This is a genomic window from Schaalia turicensis ACS-279-V-Col4 (assembly GCF_000296505.1).
GTDB classification, from domain to species: Bacteria; Actinomycetota; Actinomycetes; order Actinomycetales; family Actinomycetaceae; genus Pauljensenia; species Pauljensenia turicensis_A.
This window is the reverse complement of record NZ_JH815209.1, coordinates 418,920-434,451: the sequence shown is the minus strand read 5'-3', so window position 1 is coordinate 434,451 and position 15,532 is coordinate 418,920. Positions and strand designations below refer to the sequence as shown.

The 15,532-nt window shown below is 57.5% G+C and carries 14 protein-coding genes, 3 tRNA genes and 1 pseudogene; 13 read left to right on the top strand and 5 right to left on the bottom strand.

All coding sequences use genetic code 11. The features are described 5' to 3' along the window. Positions 1-34: 34 nt before the first annotated feature. Positions 35-769 (bottom strand): IclR family transcriptional regulator, encoded by a 735-nt coding sequence (locus tag HMPREF9241_RS05670; RefSeq protein WP_006681325.1) that lies wholly within the window; start codon positions 767-769, stop codon positions 35-37. A gap of 161 nt (positions 770-930) precedes the next feature. Here HMPREF9241_RS05670 and leuC point away from each other — a divergent pair, with 161 nt between their 5' ends. From leuC to HMPREF9241_RS05645, 5 genes are all read left to right on the top strand, one after another. Then, positions 931-2,331, top strand: coding sequence for a 3-isopropylmalate dehydratase large subunit (gene leuC / locus HMPREF9241_RS05665; protein ID WP_006681324.1), 1,401 nt, complete (start codon positions 931-933; stop codon positions 2,329-2,331). A gap of 24 nt (positions 2,332-2,355) precedes the next feature. Then, positions 2,356-3,015, top strand: a complete 660-nt coding sequence (gene leuD, locus HMPREF9241_RS05660; RefSeq protein ID WP_006681323.1) for a 3-isopropylmalate dehydratase small subunit — start codon at positions 2,356-2,358, stop codon at positions 3,013-3,015. Positions 3,016-3,174: 159 nt separating this feature from the next. Next, a complete protein-coding gene (murA, locus tag HMPREF9241_RS05655) occupies positions 3,175-4,497 on the top strand; it encodes a UDP-N-acetylglucosamine 1-carboxyvinyltransferase (protein ID WP_006681322.1) in 1,323 nt (440 codons plus the stop codon). Between the two features lie 8 nt (positions 4,498-4,505). Continuing rightward, positions 4,506-5,447, top strand: a complete 942-nt coding sequence (locus HMPREF9241_RS05650; RefSeq protein ID WP_006681321.1) for a diacylglycerol/lipid kinase family protein — start codon at positions 4,506-4,508, stop codon at positions 5,445-5,447. A 130-nt stretch (positions 5,448-5,577) separates the two neighbouring features. Then, positions 5,578-6,348, top strand: coding sequence for a lysophospholipid acyltransferase family protein (locus HMPREF9241_RS05645; RefSeq protein ID WP_006681320.1), 771 nt, complete (start codon positions 5,578-5,580; stop codon positions 6,346-6,348). Between the two features lie 65 nt (positions 6,349-6,413). Here the strand turns inward: HMPREF9241_RS05645 and HMPREF9241_RS05640 are convergent, their stop codons facing one another. After that, positions 6,414-7,049 carry an AMIN-like domain-containing (lipo)protein gene (locus tag HMPREF9241_RS05640; protein ID WP_131367641.1) on the bottom strand — a complete coding sequence of 212 codons (636 nt, stop codon included), beginning with the start codon at positions 7,047-7,049 and terminating at the stop codon, positions 6,414-6,416. A 50-nt stretch (positions 7,050-7,099) separates the two neighbouring features. Between HMPREF9241_RS05640 and HMPREF9241_RS05635 the strand changes: the two genes are divergently transcribed. From HMPREF9241_RS05635 to HMPREF9241_RS05610, 5 genes are all read left to right on the top strand, one after another. Then, positions 7,100-8,131 carry an NAD(P)H-dependent glycerol-3-phosphate dehydrogenase gene (locus HMPREF9241_RS05635; protein ID WP_006681318.1) on the top strand — a complete coding sequence of 344 codons (1,032 nt, stop codon included), beginning with the start codon at positions 7,100-7,102 and terminating at the stop codon, positions 8,129-8,131. 139 nt (positions 8,132-8,270) lie between these two features. Further along, the gene (locus HMPREF9241_RS05630) at positions 8,271-9,407 is read left to right on the top strand and encodes a D-alanine--D-alanine ligase family protein (protein ID WP_006681317.1); all 1,137 of its coding nucleotides are present in this window, start codon (positions 8,271-8,273) and stop codon (positions 9,405-9,407) included. Positions 9,408-9,624: 217 nt separating this feature from the next. Further along, on the top strand, positions 9,625-10,542 hold the full coding sequence (locus HMPREF9241_RS05625; RefSeq protein WP_040318568.1) for an ATP-grasp domain-containing protein: 918 nt from the start codon (positions 9,625-9,627) through the stop codon (positions 10,540-10,542). Between the two features lie 642 nt (positions 10,543-11,184). Next, positions 11,185-11,257: transfer RNA gene (locus tag HMPREF9241_RS05620), tRNA-His, on the top strand. Between the two features lie 615 nt (positions 11,258-11,872). Then, positions 11,873-12,931 (top strand): NAD(P)-dependent alcohol dehydrogenase, encoded by a 1,059-nt coding sequence (locus HMPREF9241_RS05610; protein WP_006681314.1) that lies wholly within the window; start codon positions 11,873-11,875, stop codon positions 12,929-12,931. Positions 12,932-13,004: 73 nt separating this feature from the next. Here HMPREF9241_RS05610 and HMPREF9241_RS05605 read toward each other — a convergent pair. After that, positions 13,005-13,078: transfer RNA gene (locus tag HMPREF9241_RS05605), tRNA-Pro, on the bottom strand. Between the two features lie 130 nt (positions 13,079-13,208). Here HMPREF9241_RS05605 and HMPREF9241_RS05600 point away from each other — a divergent pair. The 3 genes from HMPREF9241_RS05600 to HMPREF9241_RS05595 all read left to right on the top strand — a co-directional run bounded on the left by HMPREF9241_RS05600 (position 13,209) and on the right by HMPREF9241_RS05595 (position 14,336). Further along, a tRNA-Gly gene (locus tag HMPREF9241_RS05600) sits at positions 13,209-13,279 on the top strand. Positions 13,280-13,962: 683 nt separating this feature from the next. Next, entirely contained in the window at positions 13,963-14,127 is a 165-nt protein-coding gene (locus HMPREF9241_RS09400) for a hypothetical protein (RefSeq protein ID WP_006681313.1), read from the top strand. Further along, positions 14,124-14,336 (top strand): hypothetical protein, encoded by a 213-nt coding sequence (locus tag HMPREF9241_RS05595; RefSeq protein WP_006681312.1) that lies wholly within the window; start codon positions 14,124-14,126, stop codon positions 14,334-14,336. The genes HMPREF9241_RS09400 and HMPREF9241_RS05595 overlap by 4 nt, the downstream gene beginning before the upstream one ends. A 507-nt stretch (positions 14,337-14,843) precedes the next feature. On the opposite strand, the gene HMPREF9241_RS05590 is transcribed toward HMPREF9241_RS05595, so the two are convergent. Together HMPREF9241_RS05590 and HMPREF9241_RS09080 are read right to left on the bottom strand one after the other, a co-directional pair. After that, positions 14,844-15,284 (bottom strand): hypothetical protein, encoded by a 441-nt coding sequence (locus tag HMPREF9241_RS05590; protein ID WP_006681311.1) that lies wholly within the window; start codon positions 15,282-15,284, stop codon positions 14,844-14,846. Positions 15,285-15,293: 9 nt separating this feature from the next. Then, positions 15,294-15,521 (bottom strand): annotated as a pseudogene (locus HMPREF9241_RS09080) (ADP-ribosyltransferase); the annotation flags it as partial. Positions 15,522-15,532: the final 11 nt, after the last annotated feature.

The window sequence follows — 15,532 nt, the reverse complement described above, 5'->3', positions numbered from 1 at the left end:
TTTATGCGTTGGAGGTTAAAGACGGCAGAGGAGGCTAGAGCTCGCCGTCTTCGACGCTACGCAGGAAGTCAGACAGGCGGTTTGCCGCTGCAACGACGGACGGGCCGTGCTGGCGACCGGGCTGGCGCCCCATGCGTTCAATCGGACCGGAAATCGACAGGGCAGCGAGGACTCGACCCGAGGGGCCTCGTACCGGAGCGGAAACTGACGCGACTCCCGGCTCGCGTTCACCGACAGACTGTGCCCACCCGCGACGACGAACCTGAGAGAGCGTCGTCGCGTTGAAGGAGGCTCCGTAAAGACCGCGGTGCAGGCGGTCGGGTTCTTCCCATGCAAGCAGAACCTGTGCTGCGCTACCAGCGGACATCGATAGAGTTGCGCCAACCGGGATGGAGTCGCGCAGACCCATCTCACGTTCGGATGCGGCAACGCAGACACGGTAGTCGCCTTGGCGACGGAAGATCTGTGAGGATTCCTTCGTATGATCCCGAAGAGCCTTCAGGACGGGCATCGACGCTGCAAGCAGACGGTCTTCGCCAGCAGACGAAGCGAGTTCTTGGAGGCGGGGACCGAGAACAAAACGTCCCTGCATGTCGCGAGCAACCATGCGGTGGTACTCAAGGGCAACCGCTAGACGGTGCGCGGTGGGTCGAGCCAAACCTGTCGCGGAGACGAGTTGAGCCAAGGTAGCAGGTCCGGCTTCAAGCGCGCCAAGAACGAGTGCTGCCTTGTCAAGAACTCCGACTCCGCTAGTCGTTGAATCCTCCATATTCAAAAGTTTGCCATCTCAACCAATGAGACTGCAACTCTTCGCATGCTGAAACGGCAGACGATGAACAAGGAAACAGCAAGCGAATAAGTCGCTCGGTGACCGTTTGTCTGTAAGTAAGCGCTGTTCAGGACTATTTTGAACGCACGTAAGGGGGAAACATGACCGGCACAATGGCCGAAAAGGTCTGGCACGACCATATTGTGAAAAAGGGCGAAGGTGGCGCCCCTGACCTTCTTTACATTGACCTCCACCTTGTTCACGAAGTGACCAGTCCCCAGGCTTTCGAAGGGTTGCGCTTGGCAGGGCGAAAGGTTCGTCGTCCCGATCAGACGATCGCCACCGAGGATCACAATACCCCGACCCTCGATATCGACCTGCCGATCGCTGATGAGACCAGCCGTACACAGATTCACACTCTGCGTTCGAACGCTGAAGAGTTCGGTATTCGTCTGCACTCGCTGGGTGATGCCGACCAGGGCATCGTTCACGTTGTCGGCCCGCAGCTGGGTATCACTCAGCCGGGTATGACAATTGTCTGCGGTGACTCGCACACCTCGACGCACGGTGCATTCGGCGCACTCGCATTCGGTATCGGTACCAGCCAGGTCGAACACGTTCTGGCAACCCAGACCCTGCCACTGGCTCCGTTCAAGACCATGGCAATCACCGTCAACGGTTCCCTGCCTGCAGGGTCGACTGCGAAGGACATCATCCTCGCTGTCATCGCAAAGATCGGCACCGGCGGTGGCCAGGGCTACGTTCTGGAATATCGAGGCCAAGCAATCCGCGAGCTGTCGATGGAAGGCCGCATGACGATCTGCAACATGTCGATTGAAGCGGGCGCCCGCGCCGGCATGGTTGCTCCCGACGAAACCACCTTCGAATACATCAAGGGCCGTCCGCACGCTCCCGAAGGGGAAGAGTGGGAACGCGCAGTCGAATACTGGAAGACTCTGCGATCCGACGATGATGCCGTCTTCGATAACGAGGTCATCCTCGAAGCCGCCGATATTGAGCCATTTGTCACTTGGGGCACAAACCCCGGCCAGGGCGTGCCGCTCTCAGCCACTGTCCCGAATCCGGATGATTTCACCGATGAGACTGGCAAGATGGCAGCCGAGCGTGCGCTTGAATACATGGGGCTCGAGGCGGGCACTCCGATGCGTGAAATCCCGATCGATACCGTCTTTCTCGGCTCGTGCACGAACGGTCGTATCGAAGATCTGCGTGCAGCGGCAGCCGTCATCAAGGGCCGTAAGAAGGCAGACAGCCTGCGCATGCTGGTCGTGCCCGGCTCTGCTCGCGTGCGCCTGCAGGCTGAAGCTGAAGGACTGGACAAGATCTTCACCGACTTCGGCGCTGAATGGCGTAATGCCGGTTGCTCGATGTGCCTGGCAATGAACCCCGACAAGCTGAAGGAAGGGGAGCGTTCAGCATCCACCTCGAACCGTAACTTCGAAGGTCGCCAGGGTAAGGGTGGTCGCACCCACCTGGTTTCCCCGCTGGTTGCCGCTGCAACCGCGGTTCGAGGCACCCTGTCCAGCCCCGCTGATCTGTAAGAAACGAAGAAGGAGATAACACTCATGGAGAAGTTCACGACCCATACCGGTGTTGGTGTTCCGCTTCGTCGCTCGAACGTCGATACCGACCAGATCATTCCCGCCGTCTACTTGAAGCGCATTACTCGCAGCGGCTTCGAAGACGCTCTCTTCGCTGCTTGGCGTAACGATCCCGAGTTCATTTTGAACCAGGATGCGTACCGCTCTGGCTCTGTCCTGATTGCCGGCCCCGACTTCGGTACCGGTTCGTCGCGTGAACACGCGGTATGGGCGTTGAAGGACTACGGTTTTCGCGTCGTCCTGTCTGCCAAGTTTGCCGATATTTTCCGAGGCAATGCGGGTAAGCAGGGTCTTGTTGCTGGCGTGATCTCTCAAGAAGACTGTGAGTCCCTGTGGAAGATCCTCGAAAACGAGCCGGGCACAGAAGTCACTGTTTCGCTTGAAAACAAGACGGTGACCGCCGGTCCGGTCACCGCGTCCTTCCAGATTGATGACTACGTGCGCTGGTGCCTGATGGAGGGCCTCGACGATATTGCTCTCACTCTCCGCGACGAAGACGCAATCGACGCCTACGAAACCAGCCGTCCTTCTTTCAAGCCGAAGACGCTTCCGGCGAAGTATCTTCCGAAGGAAGAGGTCATTCCTGCTCGTCCTGTTGGGCTGGGAATGCCGTCCGCTCGCTGAACGAGTTCGGATCACTGAATACTTCGAAACTCGGTTTCATCTGAGTGTGTTGTGCCGTGAGTGAATCTGTGGGAGACGTGACTCTCCTTTGCAGACGCTCACGGCACGCCGTGCTTTAAAGTTGAGGCAGACTATTCATCTTTTTGAGGAGCCTGATTCATGCCCTCCGTGCTTCGCGTTGAAGGCGGTCACCCGCTAACCGGTGAAATCACTGTTCGTGGTGCCAAGAACTTCGTGCCCAAAGCGATGGTTGCGTCGCTTCTTGGTGAATCTCCGTCACAGCTGTCGAACGTGCCGTTGATTTGCGACGTTGATGTTGTGTCGGACCTGTTGCGCCTTCACGGCGTGACTGTTGATTTCGACCAAACAACCGGTGTGATGACGCTGGACCCGACGAACGTTCAGGTTGCGTCGCGCTCTGACATCGATTCCCTCGGCGGGGCTTCGCGCATCCCGATTCTGTTCTGCGGTCCGTTGTTGCACCAGCTCGGTGAAGCCTTCATCCCGGAACTGGGTGGGTGCAACATCGGTGGTCGCCCCATTGACTTCCACCTTGAAGGCCTGCGCAAGTTTGGCGCGAACGTCGATAAGCGTGTTGACGGCGTCCACATCACGAAGCCCGCAGAGGGCTTGCACGGTGCGGTTATTGAGCTTCCGTTCCCTTCAGTCGGTGCCACCGAGCAGACCCTTTTGACCGCTGTTCGTGCTGAAGGTATTACCACCTTGAAGGGGGCGGCGATCGAGCCTGAGATCATGGATCTCATTAACGTCCTGCAGAAGATGGGTGCCATCATCTCCGTCGATACGGATCGCACGATCCGCATCGAAGGCGTGCCCACGCTGAAGGGCTACCGCCATACCGCACTTCCTGACCGTATTGAGGCTGCATCATGGGCCGCCGCTGCGCTGGCAACCCGCGGTGATATTTATGTCCGTGGCGCACACCAGCCCGACATGACGACCTTCCTTAACACCTTCCGCAAGGTTGGTGGAGCGTTCAACATCGACTCTGACGGCATCCGCTTCTACCATCCCGGTGACGAACTGAAGTCGATTGCCCTTGAAACGGCCGTGCACCCGGGCTTTATGACCGACTGGCAACAGCCTCTTGTCGTTGCTTTGACTCAGGCTGAAGGCCTGTCCATCGTTCACGAAACCGTCTATGAGAACCGATTTGGGTTCACGAAGGCCCTGCGCAAGATGGGCGCAAATATTCAGGTCTACCGCGAGTGCTTGGGCGGAACACCGTGCCGTTTCGGCCAGCGTAACTTCTTCCACTCCGCTGTTATTTCCGGCCCCACTCCGCTGCATAGTGCGGACATCGAGGTTCCTGATCTGCGCGGTGGCTTCTCGCATCTGATTGCTGCGCTTGCCGCTCAGGGAACGTCTACGGTTGCTGGCATTGACGTGATTGCTCGAGGCTATGAGCACTTTACGAAGAAGCTGCACCAGCTGGATGCTCGCGTCGACTACGTGAAGTAAGCGAATCAATGACTGCGCACACTACGGCGGAGAGGCGATCAATCCATCTGCTGATTTCTTCTATGTCAGCCGGTGGTCGTTCAGTGAACGTCGGCCCCGAAGTTGTCCGCATTTTACGTGGCGGTGGTTGGGCGGTCCGAGTCAGCGTCACCAGAGCGTCGGATGACCCTTGTCAGATTGCGTCTGCAACAACCGAGGATGTGATTGGTGCCCTGGGTGGTGACGGTTTCATTTCGGCGATCGCACGAGGCGCCCACGAAGCTGGCACGTTGTTCGCGCCGATTCCTGGCGGACGAGGCAATGATCTGTGTCGAGCTCTTGGGATCAGCCCCGATGCGTCAGCTCGCGCGAAACAGTTGGCAGAACTGGGTTTTGTGAACGAAGAAAGCGACGAGCTATTTGCTTCGCGAATTCGCCCGATGGACGGAATGTGGGTGACCACCCCAGACGGAACTGTTCATTCCCTGGTTTTGGGGCTGGTCTCTTTGGGCTTGGATGCGAAGGCGAATCTATTGGCGAACGAGTCAATGTTTACGTCTGGTCCTATCGCATACGGCTATGGAGCGTTCGCTGCTCTCGCAACCCATCGCCCTTCCACCATTACGCTGAAGATTGATGGGCAAGAACGCGAGCTTACTGGGTGGATCACGTCCGTTTCTAACTCTGGACGATTGGGTGGTGGCGTTCGCCTTGTTCCTCAGTCCGATATGACCGACGGGATCATGGAACTGTGCCACGTTGAAGACATCCCGTTGCTGAAGGCTCTTCCGATCTTGGCGAAGGTTGTGGGTGGCCGCTCGCAGGGGCATGAGGTCATCCATGTGGAGCCGGCCTCGTCGATTGAAATTACCCAGCCCGTTGGCATGGTTGCCATGGCGGACGGCGATAAGGTGGCCGAGATTCCCTTCACCGTGACTTCGGCGCCGCACATCGTCGACGTTCTGGTCTGAGGAACGTAGTCGGCGTAAGGCGTGGCGGATCGCTCCTGCACCCATTCGCCGACCTTAGACGCAAAGGCGCAGGTGGACAGCACCCTGACATTCCGCGATGAGTGCCTGTTCTCACGTTAGACTTCGATCCATGAGCACGAAGATCACTGGCGTCTACCGCTTCGCCCAGAACGTCCTGCGTCCGATCATGACACCGTGGGTGAAGATTGATGCGCAGGGTACCGAAAACATCCCGGAAAACGGCCCGTATTTGCTGATTGTGAACCATTTGTCAGCCGTTGATCCTCTGAGCCTCTGCTGGTTCTACATGAAGCGCAAGACGAAGATTCGTTTTCTGGCGAAGAAGTCGATGTTTTCTGTGCCGGTGATGGGCACAATTTTTGCGGGCATGGGGCTGATCCCCGTTGACCGCGAAGTGAATCCCGCTCAGTCTTTGGAAGCTGCCACCGAGGCTCTGAAAGACGGCGATATTGTCGCTATCTGGCCGGAAGGCACATTCACTCAAGACCCCGATCAATGGCCGATGTCGTTCAAGACGGGTGCTGCGCGCCTGGCGTTGGACACCGGTGTGTCGGTGGTTCCGATTGCCCAATGGGGTGCTCAATTCGTCAAGGGCCCGTACTCGTCGAAGATTGATTTCCGCCCTGGGCGCACGATTCGCTACCAGATCATGCCTCCTGTTGACCTGTCGGATCTGATGAGTGACCAGGGGGCAGATAATCACGAGGCAGTGAAAGAAGCGACTTCGCGCATGCACACTGCGCTGACCAAGGGAGTGGCACAACTGCGCGGCCTTGAACCTCCGACTCGTATGTGGCAGGCGAAGACGAAGGCCGGCCCGTGGTGGGAAAAAGAAGGTAAGAAGCTCGAAGAGAAGAAGGCGAAGAAGGCAGGCAAATAGGCTGGGGAAGACACGCGCTCCCGAGGCTCTCGCTCTGCTTGCTATTTCTGGATTAGCTCTGCTTGCTATTTCTGGATGTCGATTACTGCTCGAAGCGGATGTGTCAGGAAGCCGAGCTGGAAATTCCTCGCGTGATCCATACCGATCACGATGTGGGTCGAATCTTCAAAGGTTCCGTCTTCGCGTACGTCCAAGGGACCAACCTGCAGGTTTCGTGGCCCCTGATAATACTGCTCGAGTTGTCCGTCCATGATCGGCATTGATGTTCCGGTCAGGACGAAATCAAGATAGGCGACGCCTTCCACGTCCAATTCCTGTCCGCGTCCCTGTTCGATCGGCTTGTCGGCCCACGATTGGTGGTAGCCCAGGGTGGCCTCGCCGGTGAACTCAACGACAATGCGATAGAAAGTGTCGTGTTCGCCAACACGCATATCGTGGAAGATTGCTGGGGTTTCGCCAGGTTGAGACGGGGCGTCTTCCAACTCGTTGACCCAAGCGTCGCCGTTAATTGGCTGCGTGCCCTGTTCGTGTGCGTCAGGGCCAGATTCTGGGGTGGCATCACCTGACTGGCCAGATTGTGAGGGCATCGGTTGTGGTGTCGATCCATCACTCATAGTGTCGTCGGCTTGAGGTGCGCAGGCGCCCAAGATCACACCGCAGGATGCCAGCAGGGCAACGCCAATCACACGCTTACGAGACATCATTGAATCTTCACCGCCATAATTGTCGAGGTGCTAGTAGGGTCTCACATATGAGTAAGGAACGTGTGTTTACGCGCGCGGCGGTTTTAGGTACCGGCGCTTGGGGTACTACTTTTGCGCAGATTCTTGCGGATGCTGGGCTCAATGTAACAATGTGGGGTCGGAAAGCTACCACGGTTGACTTCATCAACTCGGGTGAGAACGCGACCTATCTTCCCGGTATTGAACTGTCGGATCAGATCAGTGCGTCGACGTCTATCGAAGAGGTTGTGACCGGCGCTCAACTGATCGTTATCGCTGTGCCGGTTGCCGGTGTGCGTTCGACTCTGGAGGCTGCGCGCCCATGCTTGAGTGATGATGTTGTGATCGTGTCTCTTGCGAAGGGCTTGGAGCTTGCAAGTCATCTGCGCGTCGACGAGATTATCGAACAAGCCTCGGGACTAGGCCAAGATCGTATTGCTATCATTTCCGGGCCGAACCTGTCGCGCGAAATCGCCGAGCATCAGCCGACGGCCACAGTCGTTGCCTCAACGAACCAGCAGTTGGCTATCGATATTGCGAAGGCGTGTCACACCTCGTACTTTAGGCCGTATGTCTCGACGGACGTTATTGGCTGTGAGATCGCGGGCGCGACGAAGAACGTCATTGCCGTGGCTATTGGCGCTGCAGAGGGGATGGGGCTGGGGCTCAATACCCGCGCGACTCTCATTACACGAGGTCTTGCTGAGATGACTCGCCTGGGTCAAGCGCTTGGGGGAGACCCCGCCACATTTGCTGGACTCGCCGGTATTGGTGATCTGATGGCAACCTGTTCGTCGCGCCTGTCACGTAACTTCTCCTTGGGTCATCGTATGGGTACGGGCTTGAGTTTGGACAAGGCCCTCGCGTTGTCACCTGGCGTTGTTGAAGGCGTGCGTTCTGCCGAGCCGATCCTTGCTGTCGCTGATTCGCTGGGCATCGATATGCCGATCAGCGCAGCCGTTCTAGCCGTTGTCAGCGGTGACGCCACGATCGAACAGATGGGACAGATGCTCCTTGCGCGCCCGCAGAAGATGGATGGCTGGGAGATCTCGCTACTCTGAGGTTCCTATTCGCGCCCTTGTTCGGGTGGCGTTCACGCGTAGCGTGAAAATATGCCGAGCGTGGCTTCGGCAATGCGAGTAAACGGGCACACCGCTACCGCGTAGTCGAACGGGCGCGCGGTGGCGATACTCTTAACGCATGACTGAAACTGAAAAGCGTCGCGTCCTCATCGTTTTTGGTGGACGCTCAGGTGAACACGAGGTTTCGTGTGCGACAGCGGCCGGAATTCTGCGCGCAATTGATCGCGAGAAGTGGGATGTTCTGCCCGTCGGTATTACTCACGATGGGGAATGGGTGCGCGTAGCCGATGACCCTTCGGCGTTGGAATTCAAAGACGGACACGGCCAGAGCGTGACGGCCGGCGCCTCGCGCGTTGTTCTTGCTCCCGGTTCTGGGTCGCTGCTTGACGTCACCTACGAAGGCGATCCCTCGGCTTTAGATTCCCATGTTTCCGGCGTTGAAGACCTTGGACATGTTGACGTTGTCCTGCCTCTATTGCACGGACCCTACGGCGAAGACGGCACCATCCAGGGCCTCTTCGAGATGGCGAACGTCCGCTACGTCGGATGCGGCGTCACCTCCAGCGCAATCTCTATGGACAAGCACCTGACGAAGACCGTGCTTGCCGCAGCCGGAATCGACGTGGGGCAGTGGGAACTCATCACCGCTCTTCAATGGGCAGAAGACCCCAAGGCATGCACCGACCGCGTGAGCGCACTTGGATACCCTGTGTTCGTGAAGCCCTGTCGCGCAGGCTCCTCCATCGGTATCACCAAAGTCGATTCCGCGGGCGAGCTTGCAGTCGCCATGAAGGAAGCGCAAAACGCTGACCCGCGCGTCATCGTCGAAGCCGGAATCGTTGGACGCGAAATCGAATGCGGCGTCCTCGGATCCGCCACGGGACACCCGCGCACCGCGCCCCTCGGCGAAATCGAGGTCCCCGAAGGCGAGTTCTACGACTACGAACTCAAATACGTCGACACCGAAGCCATCGGCCTCGTGTGCCCGGCAAACGTGGCGCCCGAATTCGAAAAGAAGATCCGCGACACGGCTGCCCGCGCGTTCGACGCTTTGGAATGCGAAGGTCTGGCACGCGTCGACTTCTTCCACAATGAAGAAACCGGATCCGTCATCATCAACGAAGTGAATACCATGCCCGGATTCACGCCGATCTCCATGTTCCCGCAAATGTGGGCAAAGGGAGGACTCGACTACACCAGCTTGATTGACACACTTCTTGAAGAAGCGCTCGATCGGGAACTCGGATTGCGATAAGTGTCGAACCGATAAAGACAACGGGAAGGGGCGTACCCAGATTTGAGTACGCCCCTCCTTGATCTTAGACGCGAGTGTGCCCCCGCCCCTGTAGTGGTGAGACGGTTTCCAAGTGGAGGCGGCCTCGTCGCTGAGCGAACAAACGACCACTGTGGCGTGCGCTGGCTCTCAGGACTTAACTCCCACAAGCATGCGCCGATTCGGTATCTTTGGAACTATGACGACCAAGCCCAAAGTCACGCTGGTGACATCATCTGCAATGCCGAACCTCTACCACGGTGAGGAAGGATTGCTGGATGCTCTCGCGGAACGCGGATGCGACCCCCACATTAAAGTTTGGAATGACCCGGACGTGGACTGGAACGAAGCCGGAATGGTCATCGTTCGTTCGGTCAGCGACTACCCGTTGCAACGCGACACCTTCCTCGAATGGACCAAGAAGGTTCCGCGAATCCTGAACCACCCCGACATTCTCGAGTGGAACACGCATAAGACCTACCTGCGCTCGCTGGCGAAGCGCGGTCTGCCCACCATTCCCACCACCTGGCTGGAACCTGAGCAGAACCTGTCGAAGCACCAGATCCACACACGATTCCCGGCCTCTGGTGAGTTCATTGTCAAGCCCGCCGTTTCGTCCGGCGTGCGTGATATCGGCCGATACACCACTCTTTCCACCCCGCAGCGTCAAGCCGCCATCGCGCAGGTCCAGCAGCTGCTGGGCGAGGGACGTGCGGTCATGGTTCAGCGCTACCTCGAAGAAATCGACACCAACGGTGAGATTTCGCTGGTGTTCTTCAATGGTCTGGTCTCGCACGCTGTGGTGAAGCGTGCGCAGCTGCACCCCGCATCCGTCACCGACCCGAGCATGCACGAAGCAGTTGTCACCGCTCAGGCAGCCGACTCTGTCGCATGGCAGTGGGGCGAAGAAATCCGCCGTAACCTGCACGCATACGTGAAGGAACGCATTGGACGCGACGAACAGTTCCTGTTCAACCGCGTGGACCTGGTGCCGGACGGTAAGGGCTCGTTCTTGGTCATGGAAGTGTCTTTGGTTGATGCTGACCTGTACCTGGGCGCAACGCCGGAAGCGCTCGGAAACTTTGCTGATGCAATCTCGGTGCGTGCGCACTGGTGAGCATCTCGCTTGAGTGAGGACGCCCCGAAGGCCTGAACTAGCGCCCGGAAGTTGGCGAACTAGCCCCTGGAAGTTGGACTGGTTTAATTCTAGGTGGTTAGGGTCTCAAGGGTCTGATTCCGATATTGCATCGGTGCCTGGCTGAGTCTTTTCTGTTCCCAGGTGCACTTGGTGCGACGAATGTGGGTTTAAAAGCTCGGTTTTGTCGCGTTGGGTGCGGTTGGTGCCGTGTGTGGGTTGATTTTTTGTTCCCGACTGCACTTGGTGCGACGGATGTGGGTTTAAAAGCTCGGTTTTGTCGCGTTGGGTGCGGTGGGTGATGTGGTGGTGCGTGTGTGTGGTTCCCGGGTGCGCTTGGTGCGACGGATGTGGGTCTAAAAGCTTGGTTTTGTCGCGTTGGGTGCGGTGGGTGATGTGGTGGTGAGTGTGTGTGGTTCCCGGGTGCGCTTGGTGTGACGGATGTGGGTTTAAAAGTTCGGTTTTGTCGCGTTGGGTGCGGTTGGTGACGTGGCGCCTTGCTTGGTGTGGCTTTGCGCTTGTTGGGGGCGACGTGGCGAATGACACGCGCTAGTACCCAGTACGATTTTCATTTGAGGTGACTTATTTGCTAGAGTTTTCTCCGTTGCGCTAAGCGCTTCAATGGTGGCTGTAGTTCAGTTGGTAGAGCACCTGGTTGTGGTCCAGGACGTCGCGGGTTCGAGTCCCGTCAGCCACCCAGATGAATCCCGGAACCTTGCGGTTCCGGGTTTTTGTTTTCGTAAGGAGTTTCCTACGCTGACGGGGGCATAAGGGGGGGGCTCCGCGAATGTCTGAGGACTACAGTGGCAATTTTTCTTACGAGGAACTGGAGGGGAAATGATGACCGTTGAGGTCGCTCGTGATCGTGGCTGGTGGATCGCTCATTTAACGTACGCTGGGCAGACCTACCACACGCAGGGCCACACGCTCCGCGAATTGCGAGAAATGATTGATGATCTTTTCTCTTTTGTGTGTGAAGACGAAGGCAAACCTGGTTCAGCCACCGCGACCTTCAGATTACGGTTGGTGCCGCTTCGTCGCTGGTAAGGCGACGAGCTACGAGGCTCCCCAGAGCGCTCGGCGGAAATGCTTCGTGATATTCGCGCCACATAGGCGTTGAGCCCTCATCAGGGGCGCGACCTCGTGCATCGTGGAATGATCCACTTGTGGCAACTGAATCCACCCACGTCCACCGTGCTCACGCCGCCAGCAACTTCATCACCGTCGTCGGCGTGCGCGAATTGCACCCAACGCGGATAATGAAACGACGCCGATAATCGGCGATCCCCCCCCCACAATCTTTGGAGGCATCATGCCCGACGTTCTCGCCTACGCGTGCGACGACACCGCCAGCATTTTCCACAAAACCACCATTCACCTGCGCGAACCCGGCCCCGGCGAAATCTATTTCGAGGTCAAGTACGCCGGCGTCTGCCACTCCGACATTCACAGCGCCAGGGGCGAGTGGGGCCCGAAGAAGTACCCTCTGGTCCCCGGTCATGAGATCGCCGGCATCGTCACCAAAGTCGGCGAAGGCGTCACGAAGTACAAGGTTGGCGACAAGGTCGGCGTCGGTTGCCTGACCAACTCGTGTGGCACGTGTGAAATGTGCACCTCGGGCTACGAACAGTTCTGTACAGGGGACGAGGCCGGCCTTCCAGGAGCGCTCTGGACCTACGGTTTGGATGCCGATGGAAATCCGACTGCCGGCGGTTACTCCCAGGGCTTCACGGTGTCGGAAAACTTTGCGTGCCGTATCCCGGATGAAATCCCGTTTGAGGCAGCGGCTCCGTTGCTGTGCGCGGGTATTACGACGTATTCGCCACTGAAGCGCTTCGGAGCTGGCCCCGGCAAGAAGGTCGCAATTGTGGGCATGGGCGGACTGGGGCACATGGCGGTCCAGATTGCGGCGGCCATGGGTGCCGAGGTCTCCGTGATTTCGCACGGTCGTTCGAAGGAAGAAGATGCGCGTCGGTTCGGCGCAACGCACTTCTACGCCACCAGTGAAGAGGGGACAGTCGCCTCGCTTGCTTCCAGCTTTGACCTGATTATCTGCACCGTTAGCGCCGCGAACCTTGATTACGCGGGGCTGATTGCAACACTGCGTCCGCTCGGTTCCTTCGTGAACGTCGGCCTGCCCGAGACACCGCTGACCCTGCCGTGGCGTTCGGTCATTGGCGGTAACCGAATCGTTGCTGGTTCCAACATTGGTGGCATCCCCGAAACGCAGGAAATGTTGGACTTCTGTGGCGAGCATGGAATCGCCCCGCAGGTTCAGATCATCAGTGGCGAAGACATCACCGAGGCCTACAACAACGTTGTCGACTCTAAGGTGCGCTACCGCTACGTGATCGATACGGCAACGTTCTGAAATACGTTGCTTCATGAGCATTGAAGTGAAAGAGGCCGTGACCTTTATGCGGGTCACGGCCTCTTTTTGACTGTCGGGGTGACAGGATTTGAACCTGCGACATCCTGCTCCCAAAGCAGGCGCGCTACCAAGCTGCGCCACACCCCGAAACACACGCAACGGCGTTTGAGGGCGCCGAAGCGAAATGCTACATGGAAGATCATAAGGCCTAGAGGGTTAAATTTCGCAATCGAAGTGAAAACCCGCTACTATCGACCATGCGCGCTTTGATGCGTCTGCGGATGTAGCTCAATGGTAGAGCCTCTGCCTTCCAAGCAGATCACGCGGGTTCGATTCCCGTCATCCGCTCTGATAACCCCCGGTTTTCGTTGAGAATCGGGGGTTTTTGTTGCTATCACGCCGTTTGTGGTGGGGTGGTGTGGGGGAGAGTGAAAGCCGTTTAGGTGCCTGAAATTGGTATCATGCTGGTATCAAGCCCGCCTGATACCAATAGCCGTTGAAATTGATACCAGGCACAACCAACGGAGCTGAAATGCCACAGTTACCGCGTGGAATCGAGAAATACTGAGGAAAATACCGCGTCCGCTTCAGTTTTGAGGGCAAACGGTACCTAATCGGCTCATATTCCAACCTGAAAGACGCCCAAAACGCGATGGCGATTGCGAAATCAGAGATGATTCGTGGGGTGTATATCACACCCGCTGACCGTCGTAAGCGTCGGAAGGAAGCTGAGGAAGCCGAACGCGCGGAAGCTTGGGGAGAGTTTCAAGTTCTAGTCATTTTCTTGCTTTGTATCCTCTTTCCACCTGTCAACACTTTACTAGTGTGGTATTATGGGGGTGTAGGAAGGGGGTGAAGGAAACGGATTTCGTAGGAATTACTGGGAATCCTCTTCGGGATCGCTGAAATCATCAAGGCAAGCGCCAAGGTGATCACAGTACCGAGGAACAACCGCAAATGAGACCGATGGCCCGGAGATGCCAGTAACAACTCCGGGCCACCGGCCCCTACGAAAAATTCCACCACACAACATGAACAACATCAAGGACATCCTGATCTCGCTCGCTCTCGCATGCATCATCGTCTGGCTTGCCGTCGAAGGCTATACGGTCTACGCAGCAATCGCAGGCACGTTGCTTGTCGTCGCATGGGTCATCTACCTGATTGCATTCATCATGGGAAGGAACAAGAAATGACAGACCAGACACCCGTCTACCTGTCTCGCTCTGACCTTGCCCGCCGTATTGGCGTACAAGTAGGCACTCTAGGGCACTACACGCTTCCAGAGCCCGACGTGTACATCGGACTCGAAGGCAGGCGCACAATGGGCTGGAAAGTAGAAACAATCGACGAGTGGAACGCTCGCCGCCCAGGACGCGGCAACTGGTCAAAGCCAACCAATTGATGACAGATACGCAAAAACCGCCCTCACAATCCACGCGGGAAAGCGAGGGCGGTTTTTGATTCCCAGCCGGGTAGTGTTTGTCATTGCCAGAGGCTTCTAAGCAGTTTAGGCGCGACTCTAAGCGTCCATGCGTTTTCTCTGCTGACGCGGTTAGGGCGCGAATATCGAGCCGGAGCCCGTCGATTTGGTCTTCTGCCCGTTGGTCGCGTCGTTCGCGACTGCGAGCATCCTCCACGCGGGCGCGTTCGATTTCATCGATTTTGCGCACAAGAGTTTTCATACCCGCGCGCACTTCATCCAAATCATCACGCAAATGCGTTCCATGGCTGTTGGTGATCCCCTCGCGGGCTCCGCGCGCTTCGGCTGAAGCAATATGGACGCTGAATCAGCGCGCCGATAACGTTGTCGATTTCCCGCGAGCGCGGGCATGAAGAAACCCCGGAGCTTCAGTGGCTTCGGGGTTCTCTCTGTGTGTTGAAGGTGTTGGTGCTGTTAGCGCTTGAGCTTCTACAGCTTGTTCAGCCGTTCTTCGTAGATCGCGTTGTACTCTCCGAGGGTGCCTGTGCGGATCTCGGTGTGCTCCCAGATCTCCAGGATGTGGTCGCGCGCCTCGGTCATGGTGAGTCCGCGGATCCCGAGTTCGTCCATGTAGTGCTGGAGCTCATCATCGGCCGTGCTGTGGCTGATCCAGTCCGGGTCGATGTAGGTGACGGGGTCTCCGTACCAGGCGAGCATGGCGACGACCTTGCCATCGCGGATCAGGTCGACCCATGAGACTGGCGTCTCGTCGACGAGGAAGATCATGCATGGGTAGCGGCCCTCCGGGAGGGACGATTCGCCGGCGGGACTTATCGCAGCGGCAGAATGCCACTCGCCGTCGATCCATCCGGATTCTTCGACGAGCCTGTTCAGCTCCTCATTCGAGAGCGACTTCTTCTTCGGCTCCATGGCGTTGTTCTACTCTTTTTCCTCGAGAATCGTAGCAAAGACGTGAATCTTGCCCGCCTTTTTATCTTTTTGTACGTGATCGATTCTGTATTTCAGGCCGCGGTGGAGAATGATTTCGCGCTCAGATGCACCGTATTGACCAATCCGCATCGGATTGACCGCCCGAGTTCCTTGGGGAACGCTGAAATGAATCTGCACCGGCTTGTGGTCGTACACGGCTTTTGGCCTGACTGATGTCGATGTGTATT

Bases quoted from the DNA above. Each gene is read 5' to 3' on its own strand.
- HMPREF9241_RS05670 (WP_006681325.1), bottom strand. From the start codon at position 769: ATGGAGGATTCAACGACTAGCGGAGTCGGAGTTCTTGACAAGGCAGCA.
- leuC (WP_006681324.1), top strand. From the start codon at position 931: ATGACCGGCACAATGGCCGAAAAGGTCTGGCACGACCATATTGTGAAA.
- leuD (WP_006681323.1), top strand. From the start codon at position 2,356: ATGGAGAAGTTCACGACCCATACCGGTGTTGGTGTTCCGCTTCGTCGC.
- murA (WP_006681322.1), top strand. From the start codon at position 3,175: ATGCCCTCCGTGCTTCGCGTTGAAGGCGGTCACCCGCTAACCGGTGAA.
- HMPREF9241_RS05650 (WP_006681321.1), top strand. From the start codon at position 4,506: ATGACTGCGCACACTACGGCGGAGAGGCGATCAATCCATCTGCTGATT.
- HMPREF9241_RS05645 (WP_006681320.1), top strand. From the start codon at position 5,578: ATGAGCACGAAGATCACTGGCGTCTACCGCTTCGCCCAGAACGTCCTG.
- HMPREF9241_RS05640 (WP_131367641.1), bottom strand. From the start codon at position 7,049: ATGTCTCGTAAGCGTGTGATTGGCGTTGCCCTGCTGGCATCCTGCGGT.
- HMPREF9241_RS05635 (WP_006681318.1), top strand. From the start codon at position 7,100: ATGAGTAAGGAACGTGTGTTTACGCGCGCGGCGGTTTTAGGTACCGGC.
- HMPREF9241_RS05630 (WP_006681317.1), top strand. From the start codon at position 8,271: ATGACTGAAACTGAAAAGCGTCGCGTCCTCATCGTTTTTGGTGGACGC.
- HMPREF9241_RS05625 (WP_040318568.1), top strand. From the start codon at position 9,625: ATGACGACCAAGCCCAAAGTCACGCTGGTGACATCATCTGCAATGCCG.
- HMPREF9241_RS05610 (WP_006681314.1), top strand. From the start codon at position 11,873: ATGCCCGACGTTCTCGCCTACGCGTGCGACGACACCGCCAGCATTTTC.
- HMPREF9241_RS09400 (WP_006681313.1), top strand. From the start codon at position 13,963: ATGAACAACATCAAGGACATCCTGATCTCGCTCGCTCTCGCATGCATC.
- HMPREF9241_RS05595 (WP_006681312.1), top strand. From the start codon at position 14,124: ATGACAGACCAGACACCCGTCTACCTGTCTCGCTCTGACCTTGCCCGC.
- HMPREF9241_RS05590 (WP_006681311.1), bottom strand. From the start codon at position 15,284: ATGGAGCCGAAGAAGAAGTCGCTCTCGAATGAGGAGCTGAACAGGCTC.